This is a genomic window from Providencia sp. (assembly GCF_003533305.1).
Taxonomy (GTDB): domain Bacteria; phylum Pseudomonadota; class Gammaproteobacteria; order Enterobacterales; family Enterobacteriaceae; genus Providencia.
Genome location: NZ_DOEH01000028.1, coordinates 1 through 17,459 on the forward strand (window position 1 = coordinate 1; position 17,459 = coordinate 17,459).

19 protein-coding genes are annotated in these 17,459 nt (G+C 39.8%); 7 read left to right on the top strand and 12 right to left on the bottom strand.

Translation table 11 applies throughout. The features are described from left to right. Window positions 1–1,166 (top strand): nucleotide sugar dehydrogenase (locus tag DD649_RS17595; protein WP_294110004.1); only part of this gene is annotated, 1,166 nt, incomplete at its 5' end. Window positions 1,167–1,414: 248 nt separating this feature from the next. Next, window positions 1,415–2,119 carry a lipopolysaccharide core heptose(II) kinase RfaY gene (locus tag DD649_RS17600; protein ID WP_294110006.1) on the top strand — a complete coding sequence of 235 codons (705 nt, stop codon included), beginning with the start codon at window positions 1,415–1,417 and terminating at the stop codon, window positions 2,117–2,119. A 38-nt stretch (window positions 2,120–2,157) separates the two neighbouring features. On the opposite strand, the gene thiM is transcribed toward DD649_RS17600, so the two are convergent. Together thiM and DD649_RS17610 are read right to left on the bottom strand one after the other, a co-directional pair. After that, on the bottom strand, window positions 2,158–2,937 hold the full coding sequence (gene thiM, locus DD649_RS17605) for a hydroxyethylthiazole kinase (RefSeq protein ID WP_294110007.1): 780 nt from the start codon (window positions 2,935–2,937) through the stop codon (window positions 2,158–2,160). An 82-nt stretch (window positions 2,938–3,019) separates the two neighbouring features. Next, window positions 3,020–4,159, bottom strand: a complete 1,140-nt coding sequence (locus DD649_RS17610) for an ROK family protein (RefSeq protein WP_294110009.1) — start codon at window positions 4,157–4,159, stop codon at window positions 3,020–3,022. Window positions 4,160–4,413: 254 nt separating this feature from the next. Between DD649_RS17610 and DD649_RS17615 the strand changes: the two genes are divergently transcribed. Genes DD649_RS17615 through DD649_RS17625 form a run of 3 tightly spaced genes read left to right on the top strand, consistent with a single transcriptional unit; the run spans window position 4,414 to window position 7,459 of the window. Beyond that, window positions 4,414–5,232: a purine-nucleoside phosphorylase gene (locus DD649_RS17615; RefSeq protein ID WP_294110011.1), complete on the top strand. Its 819-nt coding sequence runs from the start codon at window positions 4,414–4,416 to the stop codon at window positions 5,230–5,232. Between the two features lie 56 nt (window positions 5,233–5,288). Next, entirely contained in the window at window positions 5,289–6,206 is a 918-nt protein-coding gene (locus tag DD649_RS17620; protein ID WP_336431007.1) for a DMT family transporter, read from the top strand. Next, a complete protein-coding gene (locus DD649_RS17625) occupies window positions 6,203–7,459 on the top strand; it encodes a nucleoside permease (RefSeq protein WP_294110014.1) in 1,257 nt (418 codons plus the stop codon). The genes DD649_RS17620 and DD649_RS17625 overlap by 4 nt, the downstream gene beginning before the upstream one ends. A gap of 80 nt (window positions 7,460–7,539) precedes the next feature. Here the strand turns inward: DD649_RS17625 and DD649_RS17630 are convergent, their stop codons facing one another. The 7 genes from DD649_RS17630 to DD649_RS17660 all read right to left on the bottom strand — a co-directional run bounded on the left by DD649_RS17630 (window position 7,540) and on the right by DD649_RS17660 (window position 13,130). Next, on the bottom strand, window positions 7,540–8,163 hold the full coding sequence (locus DD649_RS17630) for a GntR family transcriptional regulator (RefSeq protein ID WP_294110016.1): 624 nt from the start codon (window positions 8,161–8,163) through the stop codon (window positions 7,540–7,542). A 144-nt stretch (window positions 8,164–8,307) separates the two neighbouring features. Further along, window positions 8,308–9,099: a carbon-nitrogen hydrolase family protein gene (locus tag DD649_RS17635; protein ID WP_294110018.1), complete on the bottom strand. Its 792-nt coding sequence runs from the start codon at window positions 9,097–9,099 to the stop codon at window positions 8,308–8,310. Window positions 9,100–9,108: 9 nt separating this feature from the next. Beyond that, entirely contained in the window at window positions 9,109–9,756 is a 648-nt protein-coding gene (locus DD649_RS17640) for an RraA family protein (RefSeq protein WP_294110020.1), read from the bottom strand. Window positions 9,757–9,806: 50 nt separating this feature from the next. Beyond that, window positions 9,807–11,117, bottom strand: coding sequence for an MFS transporter (locus tag DD649_RS17645; protein ID WP_294110022.1), 1,311 nt, complete (start codon window positions 11,115–11,117; stop codon window positions 9,807–9,809). A 361-nt stretch (window positions 11,118–11,478) separates the two neighbouring features. Next, on the bottom strand, window positions 11,479–11,862 hold the full coding sequence (locus tag DD649_RS17650) for a type II toxin-antitoxin system death-on-curing family toxin (protein WP_336431008.1): 384 nt from the start codon (window positions 11,860–11,862) through the stop codon (window positions 11,479–11,481). Then, a complete protein-coding gene (locus DD649_RS17655; protein WP_336431009.1) occupies window positions 11,859–12,080 on the bottom strand; it encodes a type II toxin-antitoxin system prevent-host-death family antitoxin in 222 nt (73 codons plus the stop codon). Before DD649_RS17655 ends, DD649_RS17650 begins: the two co-directional genes overlap by 4 nt. 186 nt (window positions 12,081–12,266) lie before the next feature. After that, entirely contained in the window at window positions 12,267–13,130 is an 864-nt protein-coding gene (locus tag DD649_RS17660) for a YicC/YloC family endoribonuclease (RefSeq protein WP_294110024.1), read from the bottom strand. 122 nt (window positions 13,131–13,252) lie between these two features. Between DD649_RS17660 and rph the strand changes: the two genes are divergently transcribed. Further along, window positions 13,253–13,966 carry a ribonuclease PH gene (rph, locus tag DD649_RS17665; RefSeq protein WP_294110026.1) on the top strand — a complete coding sequence of 238 codons (714 nt, stop codon included), beginning with the start codon at window positions 13,253–13,255 and terminating at the stop codon, window positions 13,964–13,966. 128 nt (window positions 13,967–14,094) lie between these two features. Further along, entirely contained in the window at window positions 14,095–14,736 is a 642-nt protein-coding gene (gene pyrE, locus DD649_RS17670; RefSeq protein WP_294110028.1) for an orotate phosphoribosyltransferase, read from the top strand. 79 nt (window positions 14,737–14,815) lie between these two features. Here pyrE and slmA read toward each other — a convergent pair whose 3' ends face one another. From slmA to coaBC, 3 genes are all read right to left on the bottom strand, one after another. Further along, window positions 14,816–15,415 (bottom strand): nucleoid occlusion factor SlmA, encoded by a 600-nt coding sequence (gene slmA / locus DD649_RS17675; protein ID WP_294110030.1) that lies wholly within the window; start codon window positions 15,413–15,415, stop codon window positions 14,816–14,818. 214 nt (window positions 15,416–15,629) lie between these two features. Next, window positions 15,630–16,085, bottom strand: a complete 456-nt coding sequence (gene dut, locus DD649_RS17680) for a dUTP diphosphatase (RefSeq protein WP_294110032.1) — start codon at window positions 16,083–16,085, stop codon at window positions 15,630–15,632. Next, window positions 16,072–17,277 (bottom strand): bifunctional phosphopantothenoylcysteine decarboxylase/phosphopantothenate--cysteine ligase CoaBC, encoded by a 1,206-nt coding sequence (coaBC, locus tag DD649_RS17685; protein ID WP_336431010.1) that lies wholly within the window; start codon window positions 17,275–17,277, stop codon window positions 16,072–16,074. The genes dut and coaBC overlap by 14 nt, the downstream gene beginning before the upstream one ends. Between the last annotated feature and the right edge of the window lie 182 nt (window positions 17,278–17,459).

The following is a 17,459-nucleotide window of genomic DNA, read 5'->3' on the forward strand; positions in this document are numbered from 1 at the left end:
TGAAAATAGCAATTGCAGGTACAGGCTACGTGGGTTTATCTAACGCCATGTTACTGTCACAAAATCATGAAGTGGTGGCTATCGATATCATCCCTGAAAAAGTGGCGATGTTGAATAATAAGCAATCACCGATTATCGATACTGAAATTGAACAGTTTTTGGCTGAAAAAAAACTAAATTTCCGTGCAACACAAGATAAAGTCGAAGCCTATACCGGTGCTGATTATGTCATCGTTGCGACGCCGACTGACTATGACCCAAAAACCAACTATTTCAATACTAATTCGGTCGAATCGGTTATTCACGACGCTAATAAAATCAATCCGAATGCGACAATTATTGTGAAGTCGACCATTCCGGTTGGTTTTACTGAGCGTTTACGTGAAGAGTTCGGTTATACCAATGTGATTTTCTCCCCTGAGTTTTTACGTGAAGGCCGTGCGTTGTGGGATAACCTTTATCCATCACGGATTGTGGTCGGTGAGCGTTCAGAACGAGCACAAGTTTTTGCGAATTTATTGCTCGAAGGGGCGATAAAAAAAGATGTCCCGGTATTGTTCACTGATGGTACGGAAGCGGAAGCGGTTAAATTATTTGCTAATACTTATTTAGCGATGCGTGTGGCTTATTTTAATGAGCTCGATACCTATGCCGAAAGTCGCGGTTTAAATGCACGTCAAATTATTGAAGGTGTTTCGTTAGACCCACGTATTGGCGGCCATTATAACAATCCGTCATTCGGTTACGGGGGTTATTGTTTACCGAAAGATACCAAACAACTATTAGCCAATTATGATGATGTGCCTAACAATCTGATTAATGCTATCGTCGAATCTAACCGGACTCGTAAAGACTTTATCTCTGATGCCATTATTGCTAAAGCGCCGCGTAAAGTGGGCGTTTATCGCTTAGTGATGAAAGCGGGCTCTGATAATTTCCGCGCCTCGGCAGTGCAGGGCATCATGAAACGCATTAAAGCCAAAGGCATTGAAGTGGTGGTATATGAGCCCGTGCTCACTGAAGATGAGTTTTTCCGCTCTAAAGTCATCCGTGATTTAGAGGCTTTCAAAGCCCAATGCGATATTATTTTAGCTAACCGCATGGTACCAGAGCTAGAAGATGTGGCGGATAAAGTCTACACCCGTGATTTATTTGGTAGTGACTAATTAGTTATTATTAAATTGATAATTATTAGGCGTCGTAATGCTTAATAATCGGCTTGGTCAGTGAATAATTGCTGACCAATTATCGCTGTTTTATCTTTTTATTTTTATTTAATTCCCTAAAATTTACCTCTTTGTGTTATTTATTCCTCTCCATCGGCTCTTAAGTCTCATTCTGCAAGAATCGCTAAGAAATACGCTTACTCATTTGTTAGCATTTAAAATTATGCGCAATAATCGGCTTAAAAATTATGCAGAAAATAATAAAAACACAAAAAGGTGGATTTAATTTTTATCAAAAAGATCAGGATATTGATTACTGGCAGGTTATTGATGATTATATTCACGGGCGGATCGTTAGCAAAGATTTAGGTAGCGGAAACATTGACCGTAGTGTTGCTATGTTAAATATTGATGGCCGACATTTGATTATTAAGTGTGAAAAAGAGCGCGATAAACGATTAGAAAAACGTCTCATGAGAATGATTTCAGGACCTTATTATTCGCGTTTGCTCCATCGATTAGTTAAAGCACAAAATCAAGGCTGTATGATCACGAATGATATTTATTTTATTGCAGAAAAAGTAAAATGCCGAGAATCTGTCGAAACATGGATCATTGCTGAATTTGTAGAGGGCAGAGTATTAACAGAGCTTGAGGATATCACGCCTTATTATTTTGAAATAGAAACCATTATTAATCAATTGCATGCTTATGGCTTATCTTCAAATGATATCCATGCAGGTAATTTTGTCTTAACTGATAATGGCTTAAAAGTTATCGACCTGTCTGACTATGGCAATTTAACTATCTGTAAAGTGAATGATTTGATTGCGTTAAAACGCTTCTATGGTATTGAACCTACGAAAAAAAGCCTAATCTATCGTCTTATCATGTTCAGAGATAATTTTCGCCATTGGTCACGAAAAATGAGAGGTAAGAAAACACGATTATAATTAGCTTATTATTTAATTTTTAGTTCGTTAGCGACGAATTATTGCTTTAATTGGCATAAAGCATCTAAAAATTCAGGAGTAAAACTTCCAGTTCCTCGACATCTTTGGGTCGCAATTTCTCCAGCTTGTTTCATTATGGCGCAAACACTCGCGATATTGATTAATTTGTCACCCGATAATGCACAACTTGCAGTGACAACTGCAGATAGCGCACATCCCGTCCCGACAACTCGAGTCATCAGAGGATCTCCACCAGTAACCGCAAAAGTGCGTTCACCATCAGTGACATAATCGATTTCACCACTAATCGCGACAATGGTATTGGTTGCTTTAGCTAAATGTTGAGCAGCAGGTAGTGCATCGTGAGTTGTATTGAGTGAATCAACTCCTTTTCCACCTCGGCCGACTCCCACGAGTCCCATAATTTCTGAAGCATTACCGCGAATTGCGGTCGGTTTCAACATGAGTAATTCGTGGCAGAAACGAGTACGAAAAGTTAATGCGCCAGCAGCCACAGGATCAAGTACCCAGGGTTTACCTGCTTTATTAGCACTATTTACAGCTAAGCGCATGGCATGTTGTCTGTCAGTGGTTAAGGTACCGACATTAATTAATAGCCCACTCGCCATAGCGGCAAATTGTTCTGCTTCTTCTGGCTCAATCACCATGGCAGGCGAACAACCTAGTGCTAATAATACATTGGCAGTAAATGTTTGAACGACATCATTAGTCATGCAGTGTATGAGAGGGGATTTTGCATGTAACTGCTGAATAGTTTTTGTATTTATGATGGCATTAATAGTTTCAAATCCTGACATGTTTCCTCTCATTAACCGTAGCTATGCGTAGAATAACAAATTCCATTCTACGCATTTTATTGAGACTGTTAATGTTAATTAGCTAATCAGATAAATAATTTTCCATGACCATACCTCCTGCTCCTTGAGCTACTATCTCGTAAGAGTCATTGGCGGCATAAACTTTTGTTTTGATATGGGGAAAAGCGGCTAATTTATTTTCTATCGATTTTTTTGTGACTGCAAAAAAGTGGTTCTTTGGCGTTAGTGTTCCACCACAAACAACAACATCAGCTTGTGTTGTGAGTATGGCATTGGCGATAGCGATACCATAGTAATACGCAGCCTCCTCTAATGCCTCTAAACACAAAGAGTCATTTTGGGTGAGTGCTTGGAAAATAGTATGGTAATTAATTTCTGATTCTGATTGAACGAGATCATTAATAATTGAAGTTTTACCGAGTCTTAATTGTTGGATGACTCGGGATTTAATCGCAGAAAGCGAACTATATTGTTTCAAGCAACCAAAAGAGCCACAGTCACAGCGCTGGCCATTAATATCGATGGTAGTATGACCAAACGCTTGTGCGGTACTGATTGGCGCAGGGGCTAGTTGGTTATTGATGATGGTGCTACTACGAATATCGGTGTCGCAAGTGGTAAATAAAAAACGTTGGCTATCAGAGATATATCGCAACCGGTATTCAGCAAAGGCGGCAAAATTAATGCCACTGCCGAGTAAGACGAAGCAGGGAACTTTTTGGGTGATATAGTTATATAGCGCTTTTATTCTTGTGCTATAGAGGTGATAAGATAGTTTGTCTCGTTCTAAGATATGGTCGATTGCAATCCCCATCCCCAGAATTTCTTTTGTTGTTAATTGGTGCTCTGCGAGAAGCTCATCTACTTTGACTAATAAATGGTCGAGCATATTTTCGGCAGTTTCAAGATGCTCATATTTGATTTTTACTCGACCTAAAATATCGAGTTTTAGGTTCTGTAAGACGATAGTTGAGTAAATATCACTCATTTCTATTCCAATAAGATAACCATCATCAGGGTTGATGCTATATAGAATAGGTTTCCGCCCACCGGTTGATTCCCCTAGCTCAGAAGTTGAAATTAGCTGACATTTGCTGAGTTCATCGAGTAATCGCGCGCAGGTTGCAGATTTCATACTTGCAAGGGACGCTAACGTTTCTGCCCTTATTGGTCCATGGTTAAGGATGAGCCGATAGAGCATTTTAAGTTTCTGAGTTTTTGAATTTTTTGAGGTGCGAAATTCATTTAATAGTGTGTGTAACAAGCAACCTCTCCCTTTGTGTTTCTGCCACTGCATCAAAGATTAGCAGATTTACGCATTGAGTACTGCACCATGATTCACACATCATACCGAGAATCTTTTTCTTAAAATGAGATTAAGATCGCGGTTCGGTTTTTAAATTGCTTTATGATGGCTTTTAACAATCCTTATTCGGTGTTAATTCGGAGATAGCCATGCATAACACGAAAGATATTTTAGAATGCTTGAATTTTATTCAGTCACGCACTGACCTTAAACCAACAGTTGGTATCATTTTAGGTTCTGGTTTGGGCCCTTTCGCGGATACATTAGAAAATGCGGTTCATATTCCTTACAGCGAAATTCCTCATTTTGCTAAATCTGAAGCCGTCGGTCACGCTAATGAGCTCGTCATCGGAACTATAGCGGGTAAGAGCGTCGTTGCGATGAAAGGTCGCTTCCACTATTACGAAGGTTTTTCGCTGGATCAAGTCACTTTCCCTGTACGTTTAATGAAGGCGCTTGGCGTTGAAAAATTGATTATCACGAACGCATGTGGCGCTGTGAATACCGATTTTAATCCAGGTGATTTGATGATCATCACTGACCACATCAATTTGACGGCTAACAACCCATTAATGGGACCAAATAACCCTGAATTGGGTGTTCGCTTCCTTGATGTGAGTGAAGTTTATAATAAAGAATTACGTCAAACTATTAAAGATGTAGCGAAAGAACAAGGCGTTAGTGTACGCGAAGGTGTGTATGCATGGTGGACGGGTCCAACTTATGAAACACCAGCAGAAATTCGTATGATCAGAACACTAGGCGCAGATGCAGTGGGTATGTCTACAGTACCAGAAGCGCTTGTGGCTCATCATTCACAAATCAAAACAGTGGGTATCTCCTGCTTGACCAATATGGCTTGCGGAATTTTAGAACAGCCATTAAGCCATGACGAAGTGATCGAAACCGCTGAAAGAGTCAAGGCGACTTTCTTAAACTTAGTGACCGGTGTGATCCAGCGTTTCTAGCTTTTTCTCAAAATAATATAAAGAATGTCATAGGCATACAGTAGGTAATTATTGAAATGAAATTTAAAGGTCTGATTTTAGTTTCTTTAGGGGCTTGCAGCTATGGCATTCTTTCTACGCTTGTTGTTTTAGCATATCGAGCTGGTTTTTCTTTAAGTGACGTCATCGGCAGTCAAACAGTCTTAGGTGCTTTTTTATTGTGGCTGTTTGTGGTTCTTGGCGCGGCCATGAGAAAGAAACGCTTAGCCTGGCCGTCACGTAAGCAGACGTTAATGATGTTATTAACAGGAACAACAACCGGTCTGACGGGGTTATTGTATTATGCCTCATTACAGCATTTATCCCCTGCACTAGGTGTTGTTTTATTTTTGCAATTTACGTGGATGGGAGTGGCGATTAATGCTGTTGTTACTCGACGTATGCCGCCAGTTATGACGCTAATTTCTGTTTTCGTAATTTTAGTGGGGACGGTGTTGGCGACAGGGTTATTGAATAATGGCAGTATCTCGTTTCATTGGAGCGGAGTCGCTTTAGGGCTGTGCGCCGCATTATCGAACGCGATACGTGTTTATGTGAGTGGTGCATTGGCGGTAAAAACTGATCCAATGATGCGCTCTGCGATTATGGTGACCGGTGGAGCAATTTTAACCTCTATTGTCGTTCCTCCTACATTTTTACTCGATTTATCAACGTTTCAATCGCTCTTTTTATCTTATGGGTTACCGCTGGCTTTTTTTGGTTCTTTCTTTGGAATGTGGATGTTTGCAAAAGGCACTCCGCTTATCGGAACAAGTTTGGCAACTATCGTCAGCTCCATGCAGCTTCCTGTAACCATATTACTTTCAGTTACCGTATTACATTTACCTCTCGAATTCATTCAGTTAGTTGGCGTTGTCGTTATTCTAATGGGTGTCGCTATTGCTGAGTTGAAGATAAAAACAAATAAATATAACTCCAAACGGAGCTTAGTATGAATATAAAATCTCGCTTAAAAGTAATGCTTTTTCTGCAATATTTTGTCTGGGGAAGTTGGTTAGTTACGCTCGGTTCCTACATGATCAAAACACTAAGTTTTTCAGGTGCTGAAGTAGGGATGGTATATAGTTCGAAAGGTATTGCAGCCATTTTAATGCCGGGAATTATCGGTATTATTGCAGATAAGTATATCCCAGCAAATCGTTTATACATGATTTGTCATTTAATTGGCGCAGCTTCATTGTTTTATGCAACGACAGTGACTGACTCGACAACTATGTTTTGGATTATGTTAATTAATGCGATGGCATTTATGCCTACGATTGCATTATCTAACTCAATTAGTTATTCATCATTGAGCCAATATCAGCTTGATTCAGTTGTTAATTTCCCATCGATCCGTGTGTTTGGCACAGTGGGTTTTATCATTGCGATGTGGAGTATTAGCTTACTGAAATTTGAGCTAAGCAGTATGCAGCTTTATATTGCGGCGGGTTGTTCTCTCGTATTGGCTGCATATTCGGTGACATTACCGAAAATCCCTGTGAATAAAACCGCGATTTCAACGAGTTGGATGAGCAAGCTAGGGTTGGATGCACTGGTATTATTTAAAAAACCTATCATGGCAGTTTTCTTTTTATTCGCGATGCTACTTGGTGCGGTGCTACAAATTACTAATACCTTTGGTAATCCGTTCATTCATGATTTTGGTCTTAATCCTTTGTACCAAGATAGTTTTATTGTGCAATATCCATCGATTCTATTATCGATTTCTCAAATGGCAGAAGTGTGCTTTATTCTTGCAATTCCATTTGTGTTAAAGCGCTACGGTATTAAGACTGTCATGCTATTGAGTATGTTCGCATGGACATTAAGATTTGGTTTCTTTGCCTTCGGTGACCCTTCAGCAATTGGTTTGATGTTCTTAATCATGTCAATGATTGTGTATGGTTGTGCGTTTGACTTCTTTAATATCTCAGGTTCAATTTTCATTGAAAAAGAAGTGGATACAAGAATGCGGGCCAGTGCTCAAGGCTTATTTATGACGATGGTTAATGGGGTTGGTGCTTATTTTGGTGCCATACTCAGTGGACAAGTTGTCGATTACTTTACATTTGATGGTATTAAAGATTGGCAAATGATTTGGTTAGTCTTTGCATCATATACCGTTATCTTAGCCATTATTTTCCAATTCACTTTCCATTATCATCACGATAAAAACGCGGCTTTGAAAAAAGTGAAAGCGAGTTAAAACGAAAGCAACGTTAAATTAAAGCTAAATTAAGAGAGAAAACTGATATAAAGGTTTTCTCTTTTTTTTGCAAACCACGATTAAACAAAATTACGTTTTCCACGTAAAATATGTTCAGTTAAGGTTTCTTCAGCCTGACTATATTGCTTCGTTTTCAATTGTTCAATTAGCTGGCTGTGCTGCTTGGTTGATTCCGCATAATATTCATTACGGTAAATAGGGTCTGGTTGGAAATAGACACGTTGGCGAATGTTATCAGCTAAATCTAAAAACACCGTGTTATCGAGTAATTCGAGAAAGAAACGGTGAAAGCGTTCATCTTCTTTAATCCATTCATAATAATTATTGTTTTCTAGCAAGCTATATTGGCGTTCTACTATTTTCTCTAAAATAACAAAATGCTCTGTGGTTAAATAATCTCTCACTAGTTTAATGGCATGAGATTCAATGGCTAATCTCAAGTCATAGTTATCTCGAGTTTCCTTTAAAGAGAGCTTTTGGATGAAAACTCCCTTGCGTGGAATTATTTTGACTAAACCTTCATTTTGTAATTGGTAAAGTGCCTCACGTATCGGTGTGCGACTCATACCGAGTTCATCAACTAAACTATTTTCTGAGGTATAACTTTCTTCACCAAATTGTTTGGTGAGGATTTTTGTTTTAATCGCGGTGTAAGCTTGTTGGCTTAATGGTTTATCTTTCATGTGAATATCATACAGAAGTAGGGTTTTTAGTGAGTATAGAAAGGAACCTACTGGTATACAAGCTATACACCAACTTTATATCTATTGGTTATGATGATGTCGTTAATATGAAAAATCAGCATCCATGCTGATTTTGGCGGTAAATTAGTACAATTCAGGGCGCCTATTTTGTATACAAGGTAATTTTTGACGAGTTTCTGCGGTATGTTGTGTTGATATCTCTGCAAAAAAGACAGTTTCATCATAACCTGCGGAGGCAATCGTGACGCCCATCGCATCACAAATGAGGCTACGGCCAATAAAGATATTACCTGTTTGGTCGCAGGCACATACTGGTATTGTATTTTCCAACGCTCTTATTTTAACCAACCCTTGGTAGTGCTCTTCTTTTAATGGGCCACTGACCCATGCTGTTGGTACGAGTAGTAAATCTGCACCCGCTAATGCGAGTTTTCGAGCAACTTCAGGGAAACGTAATTCGTAGCAAACTAAGATACCTATTTTGCCAAATTCAGTTTCTACGGGTTCAAGTTTATTATTACTTTGAATAATATTGAGTGATTCTTGATAAGAAAATGCGTCGTAGAGATGCGTTTTTTGATAGTGATAAATTAACTCGCCTTGTCGGTTTAACATAATTGTCGTATTAAATGCGCGTTTAGGCTCATTCAGTGCACTTTCATAAATACCACAAGTGACATAGATACCATTTTCCTTTGCGGTTTTTGCGAGTTGGGAAACAAAAGGCCCATTGATTGGCTCGGCAATATCAGCATAAGAAATACCTGTATCAGGCGGAACAAAAGCCATAAACATTTCAGGTAATAACACCATATCCGCGCCACCTTGCGCGGCTTTTTGTATGGCTTCACAGGCTTTGTTTAAATTTTGTTGTTTATTAGGACTGCTAGCAAGTTGAGCAATTGCGATTTTCATGGGAGCTCCTTATTCAAAGAATTTTGCTGCGCCAGAGATAGCTGCCAAGGTTTCCCCTGCATCTATACGCTTTTTAACATCAATTTCAGCATGTTGCGCGTTAAGTGCTCGTTGGCTGTATTCTTTAATGAAGGCTTCATCTGCAACTAGCACGCCGTCACCATCTGCAATAATGAGATTGCCAGGATAAATTGTGACGCCATCAACGCTAATTGGTACGTTGATGGCTCCCTCTATACCTAAAATACGAGTGGTAAGTGGGCTAACTTTACGTGCGAAAATAGGTATGCCAATTTCACGTAGTGCTTTGATATCAGTAACGCAGCCATCAATAATCGCACCTGCAATTTTTTTCTCTCGTGCCATATAGGAAACCATTTCTCCCCAGCAAGCTCGGTCGAAATCACCTGACATATCAACACAAATAACATCACCTTCTTGCACAATATCAAATACTTTATGTACTGCACTGGAATCCATGTGCGGAATACGAACGGTGACGGCATGGCCAATAAATTGGCATTTTTCAATTTGTGGACGTAATGTTTTAATAAAACCAAAATCTGTCATATGGCCGATGGTTGAAGGACAAACATGACGGCAGCTTTCAATAGTTTCTTGAGTAAAATGAGCAATGCGAGGATTGAGAGTAAACATAAAGGCACCTTTTAGTTAATCGTTTTTAAAATTATGGATATGAGTGATAACTAGCTATTATTAGTTGCACTGATTAATGGTTTATCCGGTTGAATAAAAAACCAGCAGATGATGGCTAAACTGATTGGAATAACATTAAAAAGTAATGCTACAGTCCATCCAAAATGTTGAGCTAACCAACCGCAAAGGATTGGCGAGATAACCCCTCCAAGATTTCCCCATAAATTCATCCAACCACTGACTGAACCTGCAAATTGACGGCCTTTATCTGCGGCAATTGCCCATGAGGTCACAACCGGAAGCCCTAAAGAACCAAGTGCTAAAGTTAGCCACGCTACACTTGTAACCGCACTTTCTGTTTGGGCTGCCCCACAGATACCAATAATAAATAAGATGAAACCGAAGATGGCGATATAGCCGCGAGCGACGAGTTGAGAATAACCTTTATTTAAGAGCCAATCTGAAATTGAACCGGCGCTAAGTACAGCAATACAGATAGCGAGCCAAGGAAAACTGGCTGCAACACCCATTTGGGTGAGTGAGAAACCACGTGCTTCTTGCAGATAGGTGGGTAACCAAATCATGAAAAGAGTGGTCATGTAGGCAACAAAGAAATATTGGAAACCGACTGCCCAAAAAGAGCGTTCCTTCATAAAGAGTCGCCAAGGGGCTTTTACATTTTCAGCGCCTTGTTCGCCAATGCTCCGTCCACTTTTGATAAATTCAATTTCTTCTGGGGTAATATTGGGATGTTCTTCAGGTCGATTGCGTGCAAAGAAATACCAAATTGCACCCATGACGATGCCGACAACGCCAAAAATCCAAAATACGGCGTGCCAACCGAATGAAATCATAATGAATACTGTTAGTGTTGGTGCAATAACGGGGCCAAAATAGGAACCTGCGAGCAAGAAGCTTGCTGCGCGTGCTTTTTCATTTTGACGAAACCACCAAGTATTGAATACCGCATTAGAGGGATATAACGGCGCTTCACCGACACCAAATAAGAAACGCACAATACACAGCCAAACATAAGTTGGCGCGACTACTGTTAGGATCGTGAAAGCAGACCAAACATACAGACTGATTGTGGCAATTAGGCGACTACCAAAACGTTCTGCAAGTATGCCACTTGGAATTTGTGCGAGAGCATAACCAAGAGAAAATAGTGCACCAAGAAAACCAAATTGGACCTTACTCATCCCTAAATCGGTCATCATAGACTCCGCCACAATAGAAATATTGGCGCGATCCATATAAGCAACTAAGCCGATAGCAAAAAATATTGCCGCTAATCCCCAACGTAAACGTCCCGGTGGATTTTTCGCCACTGGAGCTGTAATAGAGTCTTTATTTGACATAGCCTTACCTTTTTTATTGGTCCGTAGAGGTAATAAACTGAGTTATATTTTATTGTATTTATATTGAATTCAACTTGTATACAAGATGGATGTTAATGACGAGTTATTGCCATGTCAAAGATATGTTTTGCTATTTGTGATTTGACTCAAAATATCTGATGATTTTATGAACAACATCAAACTTTGAGATATAACGAAGGCTAGCTTTATTTATTGCTTAATAAACAATGGATTATGAAAAGGTTGGTTTGATTGAAAATGAATTTTGCTTTATAGCTAAAATGATATCGTTGGGTTTCGTCATCAACCTGAGTGATCGCGAAGGTATTCTAAGCATGGTGTGACTAGTTTGTATTGTAGGTCAGCTATTTTTATCAATTAATTCACGTAGGCACTGTGCTAATTGATCAACAGTTTTTTCGCCTGTTGCCGCTTCTACGGTTAGATTTTCAAGTGTACAGTCATTATCGCGGATTTTAATACCATTGCGATAAAGAAAAGTCATTGTCACAAAAAATGCAGTACGTTTATTGCCGTCATGAAAAATATGACCACGGGCAATGGCAACCCAATAGGTTGCTGCTAATTCAATAATATCTGTGATATTTTCATAGTGAGTACGATTTTGTACTCGATAAATTAGTGCTTCAGCTCTGCCGACATCTGACATACCGCTAACGCCGGGAAAACGTTGTAATATGCGGTCATGGAAAGCAATAACTTCTTGTGCACTAATCCATATCATCGATTCGTTAGCGCCTCTACAGTGTGTCCATGACGTTGCATTATGGTATCAAACTCTGCATCTAGTTTAGCGTTTTGATACGCCTCGAATTCAGTTTTACTGATAACTATTGCTGAACTACCATCTCTACGAGTAATTTCAATGGGCTCGCCATGGACTGCTGCATCTAGCACTTCAGAGATATTGGCACGAGCTTGAGTTGAAGTATATGTACGCATAATATGCCTCCTTAAATGTACATTTGTATTGTACATTTAATAGGTGATTCTTTCAAATATAGAGATAGAGTTTATTTTTAGAGGAATATTCAAATTTGGACTTTTGATTATTCACTAAAAGTAAAAAAGCCAGCTAATACAACGTATCGGCTGACTTAATGAGTGACTCTAAAATGTTGAGAAAGGTTATTCGATGTTCTGAATTTGTTCTCTCATTTGTTCAATCAATACTTTTAACTCAACGGCAGAGTTAGTGACTTCACTATTAATCGATTTAGAGGCTAAGGTATTTGATTCACGGTTAAATTCTTGCATCATAAAATCAAGACGGCGGCCATTAGCCTCTTTCTTCTTAAGAATATTGCGCGTTTCTTTAACGTGAGATTCTAATCTGTCCAATTCTTCAGCCACATCGACACGCTGAGCCAGTAAAATTAGCTCTTGTTCAAGGCGGTTATTATCAACTTGGATGTCAGCCTCTTCTAATTTAGACTGCAAACGTTCACGTTGCCATTTTAAAATTTCAGGCATGTGCTGACGTACTTTTGCAACTTCAACTAATACACCATCGAGGCGCTGTTCAATTAAAGTCTGTAATGAAGCACCTTCAGATTCGCGACTTTGGATAAAGGCATTGATAGCTTCATCAAGTCCTGCCATGAGTTGCTCACTAATCGTATCTAAATCTTGCTCACCAGCAGACATTACACCCGGCCAACGCAAAATTTCCAGAGGATTGATTTCCCCTTCGTGGCTGTAATTTTTAACCCAATTGGCAGCGGTAATCAGTTGACGAGCGAGTTTTTCATTAAGGATTAACTCACCACGATTAGCATCATCTAACTCAATACGTAAGTTACATTCTACTTTTCCACGCGTCAGACGTGAACGAAGACGCTCACGGATCACGGGTTCAAGGCTTCTAAATTGTTCAGGTAAACGGATATACGTTTCTAAATAACGTTGGTTTACGGAACGCAGCTCCCAAGCCGCATTCCCCCATTCACCCTTGATATCACGACGGGCAAAAGCAGTCATACTACGGATCATAATTCGTTCCTATCATCATCAAGATGAAGATATTATAGCGCTATGGAGAATGACAGGATAGGCATTATCTATTTAACGACGTATAATGCGTTCCAATTTGAGTTGATAATGGAGATAACACCATGCGCCCATCAGATAGATTAGCAGACCAAATGCGTCCGATAAAAATTACGCGTAACTATACAAAGCATGCGGAAGGCTCTGTTCTTATTGAGTTTGGCGACACCAAGGTGTTATGTAATGCAACAGTGGAAGAAGGCGTTCCACGTTTTCTAAAAGGTCAAGGCCAAGGTTGGGTTACCGCAGAATATGGTATGTTGCCTCGTGCAACTAACTCTCGTAATCAACGTGAAGCCGCTCGTGGAAAACAAACTGGCCGTACAATGGAGATTCAACGACTGATTGCTCGCTCATTGCGCGCTGCCGTTGATCTGAAAAAACTGGGTGAATATACCATTACATTAGACTGTGATGTTATTCAGGCAGATGGTGGTACGCGTACTGCTGCAATTTCTGGTGCTTGCGTTGCATTGGTTGATGCGCTGAATAATATGGTTGAGCAAGGGAAATTAAAGAAAAGCCCATTAAAATCAATGGTTGCCGCAGTTTCTGTGGGAATTGTTAAGCAAGAAGCTTTGTGTGACCTTGAATATGTTGAAGATTCAGCCGCTGAAACCGATATGAATGTGGTGATGATGGACGATGGACGTATGATTGAAGTTCAAGGCACAGCAGAAGGCGAGCCTTTCAGTCATGAAGAGTTGCTTGCTTTACTTGCTCTGGCGAAAACGGGGCTAGACACCATTTTCGAAGCTCAGCGAGAAGCGCTGAAATAAACGTATTATTGAATAGGCGACTGATTAGTCGCCTTTTTTATGTCTAACGGTTTGTTGAACATGAATAACTGAATATGAATTATATATTCTGAAATTATATAAATATTAATCAATGAGGAGAATGACTAATGAAAGCCTATCAGCGCGATTTTATTGAACTAGCCATGAAAAAACAGGTACTTAAATTTGGTGAGTTCACACTGAAATCAGGCCGTAAAAGCCCATACTTTTTTAATGCGGGGCTATTTAATACGGGGCGTGACCTGGCTCTTATCGGTCGTTTCTACGCGCAGGCACTACAAGAAAGTACGATTGAGTGCGATGTTATCTTTGGCCCTGCTTATAAAGGCATCCCAATCGCAACGACAATGGCGGTTGCATTAGCTGAGCATCATGATATCGATATGCCATATTGCTTTAACCGTAAAGAAGCAAAAGATCATGGGGAAGGTGGCGTTTTGGTTGGCAGTCCTTTACAAGGTCGCGTTGTGGTCGTTGATGATGTTATTACGGCAGGTACGGCTATTCGTGAATCAATGGAAATCATTAAACAGCAAAAAGCCATATTGAGTGGCGTACTTTTGTCTTTAGATCGTCAAGAGAAAGGTAAAGGTGAAATTTCAGCGGTACAAGAAATAGAACGTGACTATGGCTGTAAGGTTTATTCGATTATTACTATGAGTGATTTAATTACTTATCTTACTGAACAAGATGATATGCATGAACACTTAGCTGCAATGAAAGCATATCGTGAACAATATGGGATCTAGTTAAAAGCAGATAAAAAAAGCCCTCGCCCAATAACGGGCGGGGTGAGTAGTATAAATAATCGTTTGCTGGAATAATTGATTATTGTAGCTGAGCTAAAATTAAAGGCCAGCGAGCTTCGAATTCGACGGTTGGTCGGTAACGAAATTCAGATCGTACAAAGCGCGAAAGCATACCTTCACAATAGGCTAATAGTTGAGAAGCAAGTAGTGATTCATCATGCAGAAAACCATGACCATCACGTATTTTTTTCTCTTTCAGTACTTGTCGCAGTTGCGATTCAATACGTTCAAATAATTGATTAATGCGTCCTTGGAGCCTATCTTGCTCGAACATGAGCGCATGGCCTGTCATTATACGCGTTAAGCCAGGGTTTTTCTCTGAAAAACCTAAAACCAACGCTAAAATTAATTTTACTCTGATAATAGTATCTTTTTCATCAGTTAAAATGAGATTAATACGTGAAACCAATGAGTCTTCAATAAACTCAATCAAGCTATCGAACATTTTCATTTTGCTAGGAAAATGACGATAGAGTGCGGCTTCGGATACGCCGACTGTAGCAGCCAGTTTTGCGGTTGTAATACGCTGGCTACCATCACTACTTTCTAACATCAACGCGAGAGCCTGTAAAATTTCTTCACGTCTGTTACGCTTTTTTGTTATCGCTTTTTCTGCCATGTCTGATAAGACCCCTGCTAAAACAGCAAAACAAACTATCCAAAATTTTGCGCTGAGTAAATAGCTATACAGAGCAAAAGAGTATTAAAAATTATAGATACGTTGATTAAATCTAAGTTATTTTTCTTTAATAAGTGCGTAATGATTATTTTTATACAAAAGATATATCCCTCTGATAGGCACTATTACGCACTTTAACGAAAGATAAATAGGCTTATTGGCGACCTGAGTGACCAAAACCACCTTCGCCACGCTCTGTTGCATCAAAACTATCTACAATATTAAATTCAGCTTGGACAACAGGGACAAAAACCATTTGAGCCAGACGTTCGCCAGGTTCAATGGTAAATGTTTTATCACCACGGTTCCAAGCTGATACCATCAGGGGGCCTTGATAGTCAGAGTCAATCAAACCGACTAAGTTACCGAGTACGACACCATGTTTATGACCAAGGCCTGAACGCGGTAATATCACCGCAGCGAGTTGCTCATCAGCGATATGGATAGCTAAGCCAGTAGGAATAAGGACTGTTTGGCCAGGAGCCAAATCAATCGATGCGTCAAGGCATGCACGTAAATCTAAACCTGCAGAACCCGTAGTTGCATAAGTGGGTAGTGGAAATTCATTACCGATGCGCGGATCAAGAATTTTCAGATCAATTTTTTTCATAACGTTGGAGTATCTCGTCAAGTAAATAGTGGCTTAATTCAATTTTACTACAATGTGGCAATCTGACATCACCCGATGCATCAAATAGATGTAATGCGTTGTTATCACTATTAAATCCGTTATCTGCAAGAGATACGTCATTGGCACAAATTAAGTCTAGTTGTTTTTGTTGTCGTTTTTGGCGTGCATAATCCTCAATATTTTGAGTTTCTGCTGCAAAGCCAACGACGTATGGTCGATTTTGCTTCATTTTTCCGACACTGGCAACAATATCTGGGTTTTTAACCAGTATAATTGTTACTTCATCACCTTGTTTCTTGATTTTATTTTCGGCGACAGTTTTTGCTCGATAATCTGCTACTGCGGCACAACCGATGAAAATATCTTGTTGTTCAATGGTTTGATGTACTTTTTCATACATTTCTAAACCACTGGTAACATTCATGCGATTAACACCAATAGGCGTTTCAATATTTACAGGGCCAGAAATTAATGTCACTTGAGCACCCCGCTCGCTTGCGGCTTGTGCGATAGCAAATCCCATTTTTCCTGAACTATGATTACTGATAAAGCGGACAGGATCTAAGTCTTCACGGGTTGGACCCGCAGTAATCATCAGCTTAATGCCTTGTAAATCTATTTTGGAATTGAAGTGTTCACGAGTTAGGCGAACAATTTCTAATGGGTCAATCATGCGGCCGGGACCAATATCACCACAAGCTTGGCTGCCATCATCAGGCCCCCAGATTTTATATTGCCGTTGTTTCAGTTTGATTAAATTATCTTGTGTTGCAGCGGCACGATACATTTGTTGGTTCATTGCAGGGACTATTGCAATAGGCGCGGCTGAGGCAAGACAAACCGTGGTGAGCAAATCATTGGCCATTCCTGCGTTTAATCGTGCAAGTAAGTCAGCTGTTGCTGGTGCTAAAATAATGATATCAGCCCATTTTGCTAATTCAATATGCCCCATTGCAGCTTCTGCCGCGGGATCAAGTAAATCATCAGCGACAGGGTATCCTGAAACTGCTTGTAATGTTAAAGGGGTAATAAACGCTTTGGCCGCAGATGTCATGACGACACGAACAAGAGCGCCTTCATCCCGTAAACGACGGGTTAATTCAGGAATTTTATAAGCGGCAATGCCACCACTAATGCCAAGAACAACGTGTTTACCTGATAGTTGAGTCATTGTTTTTATCCGATTGACCAATATGGCTGGCATATTATCACATCAACAGATTAGGTGAGAGCGCTTGATTTCGCATCATGGTGTTATTTTTGCGAAGCGTTACGCAAAGCCCTGCCTGCTTTATTGTTGTTACGTATTTAACTATGTAGAAAAGTGAGAAAGAAAGTGGGGCATGAAAGGAC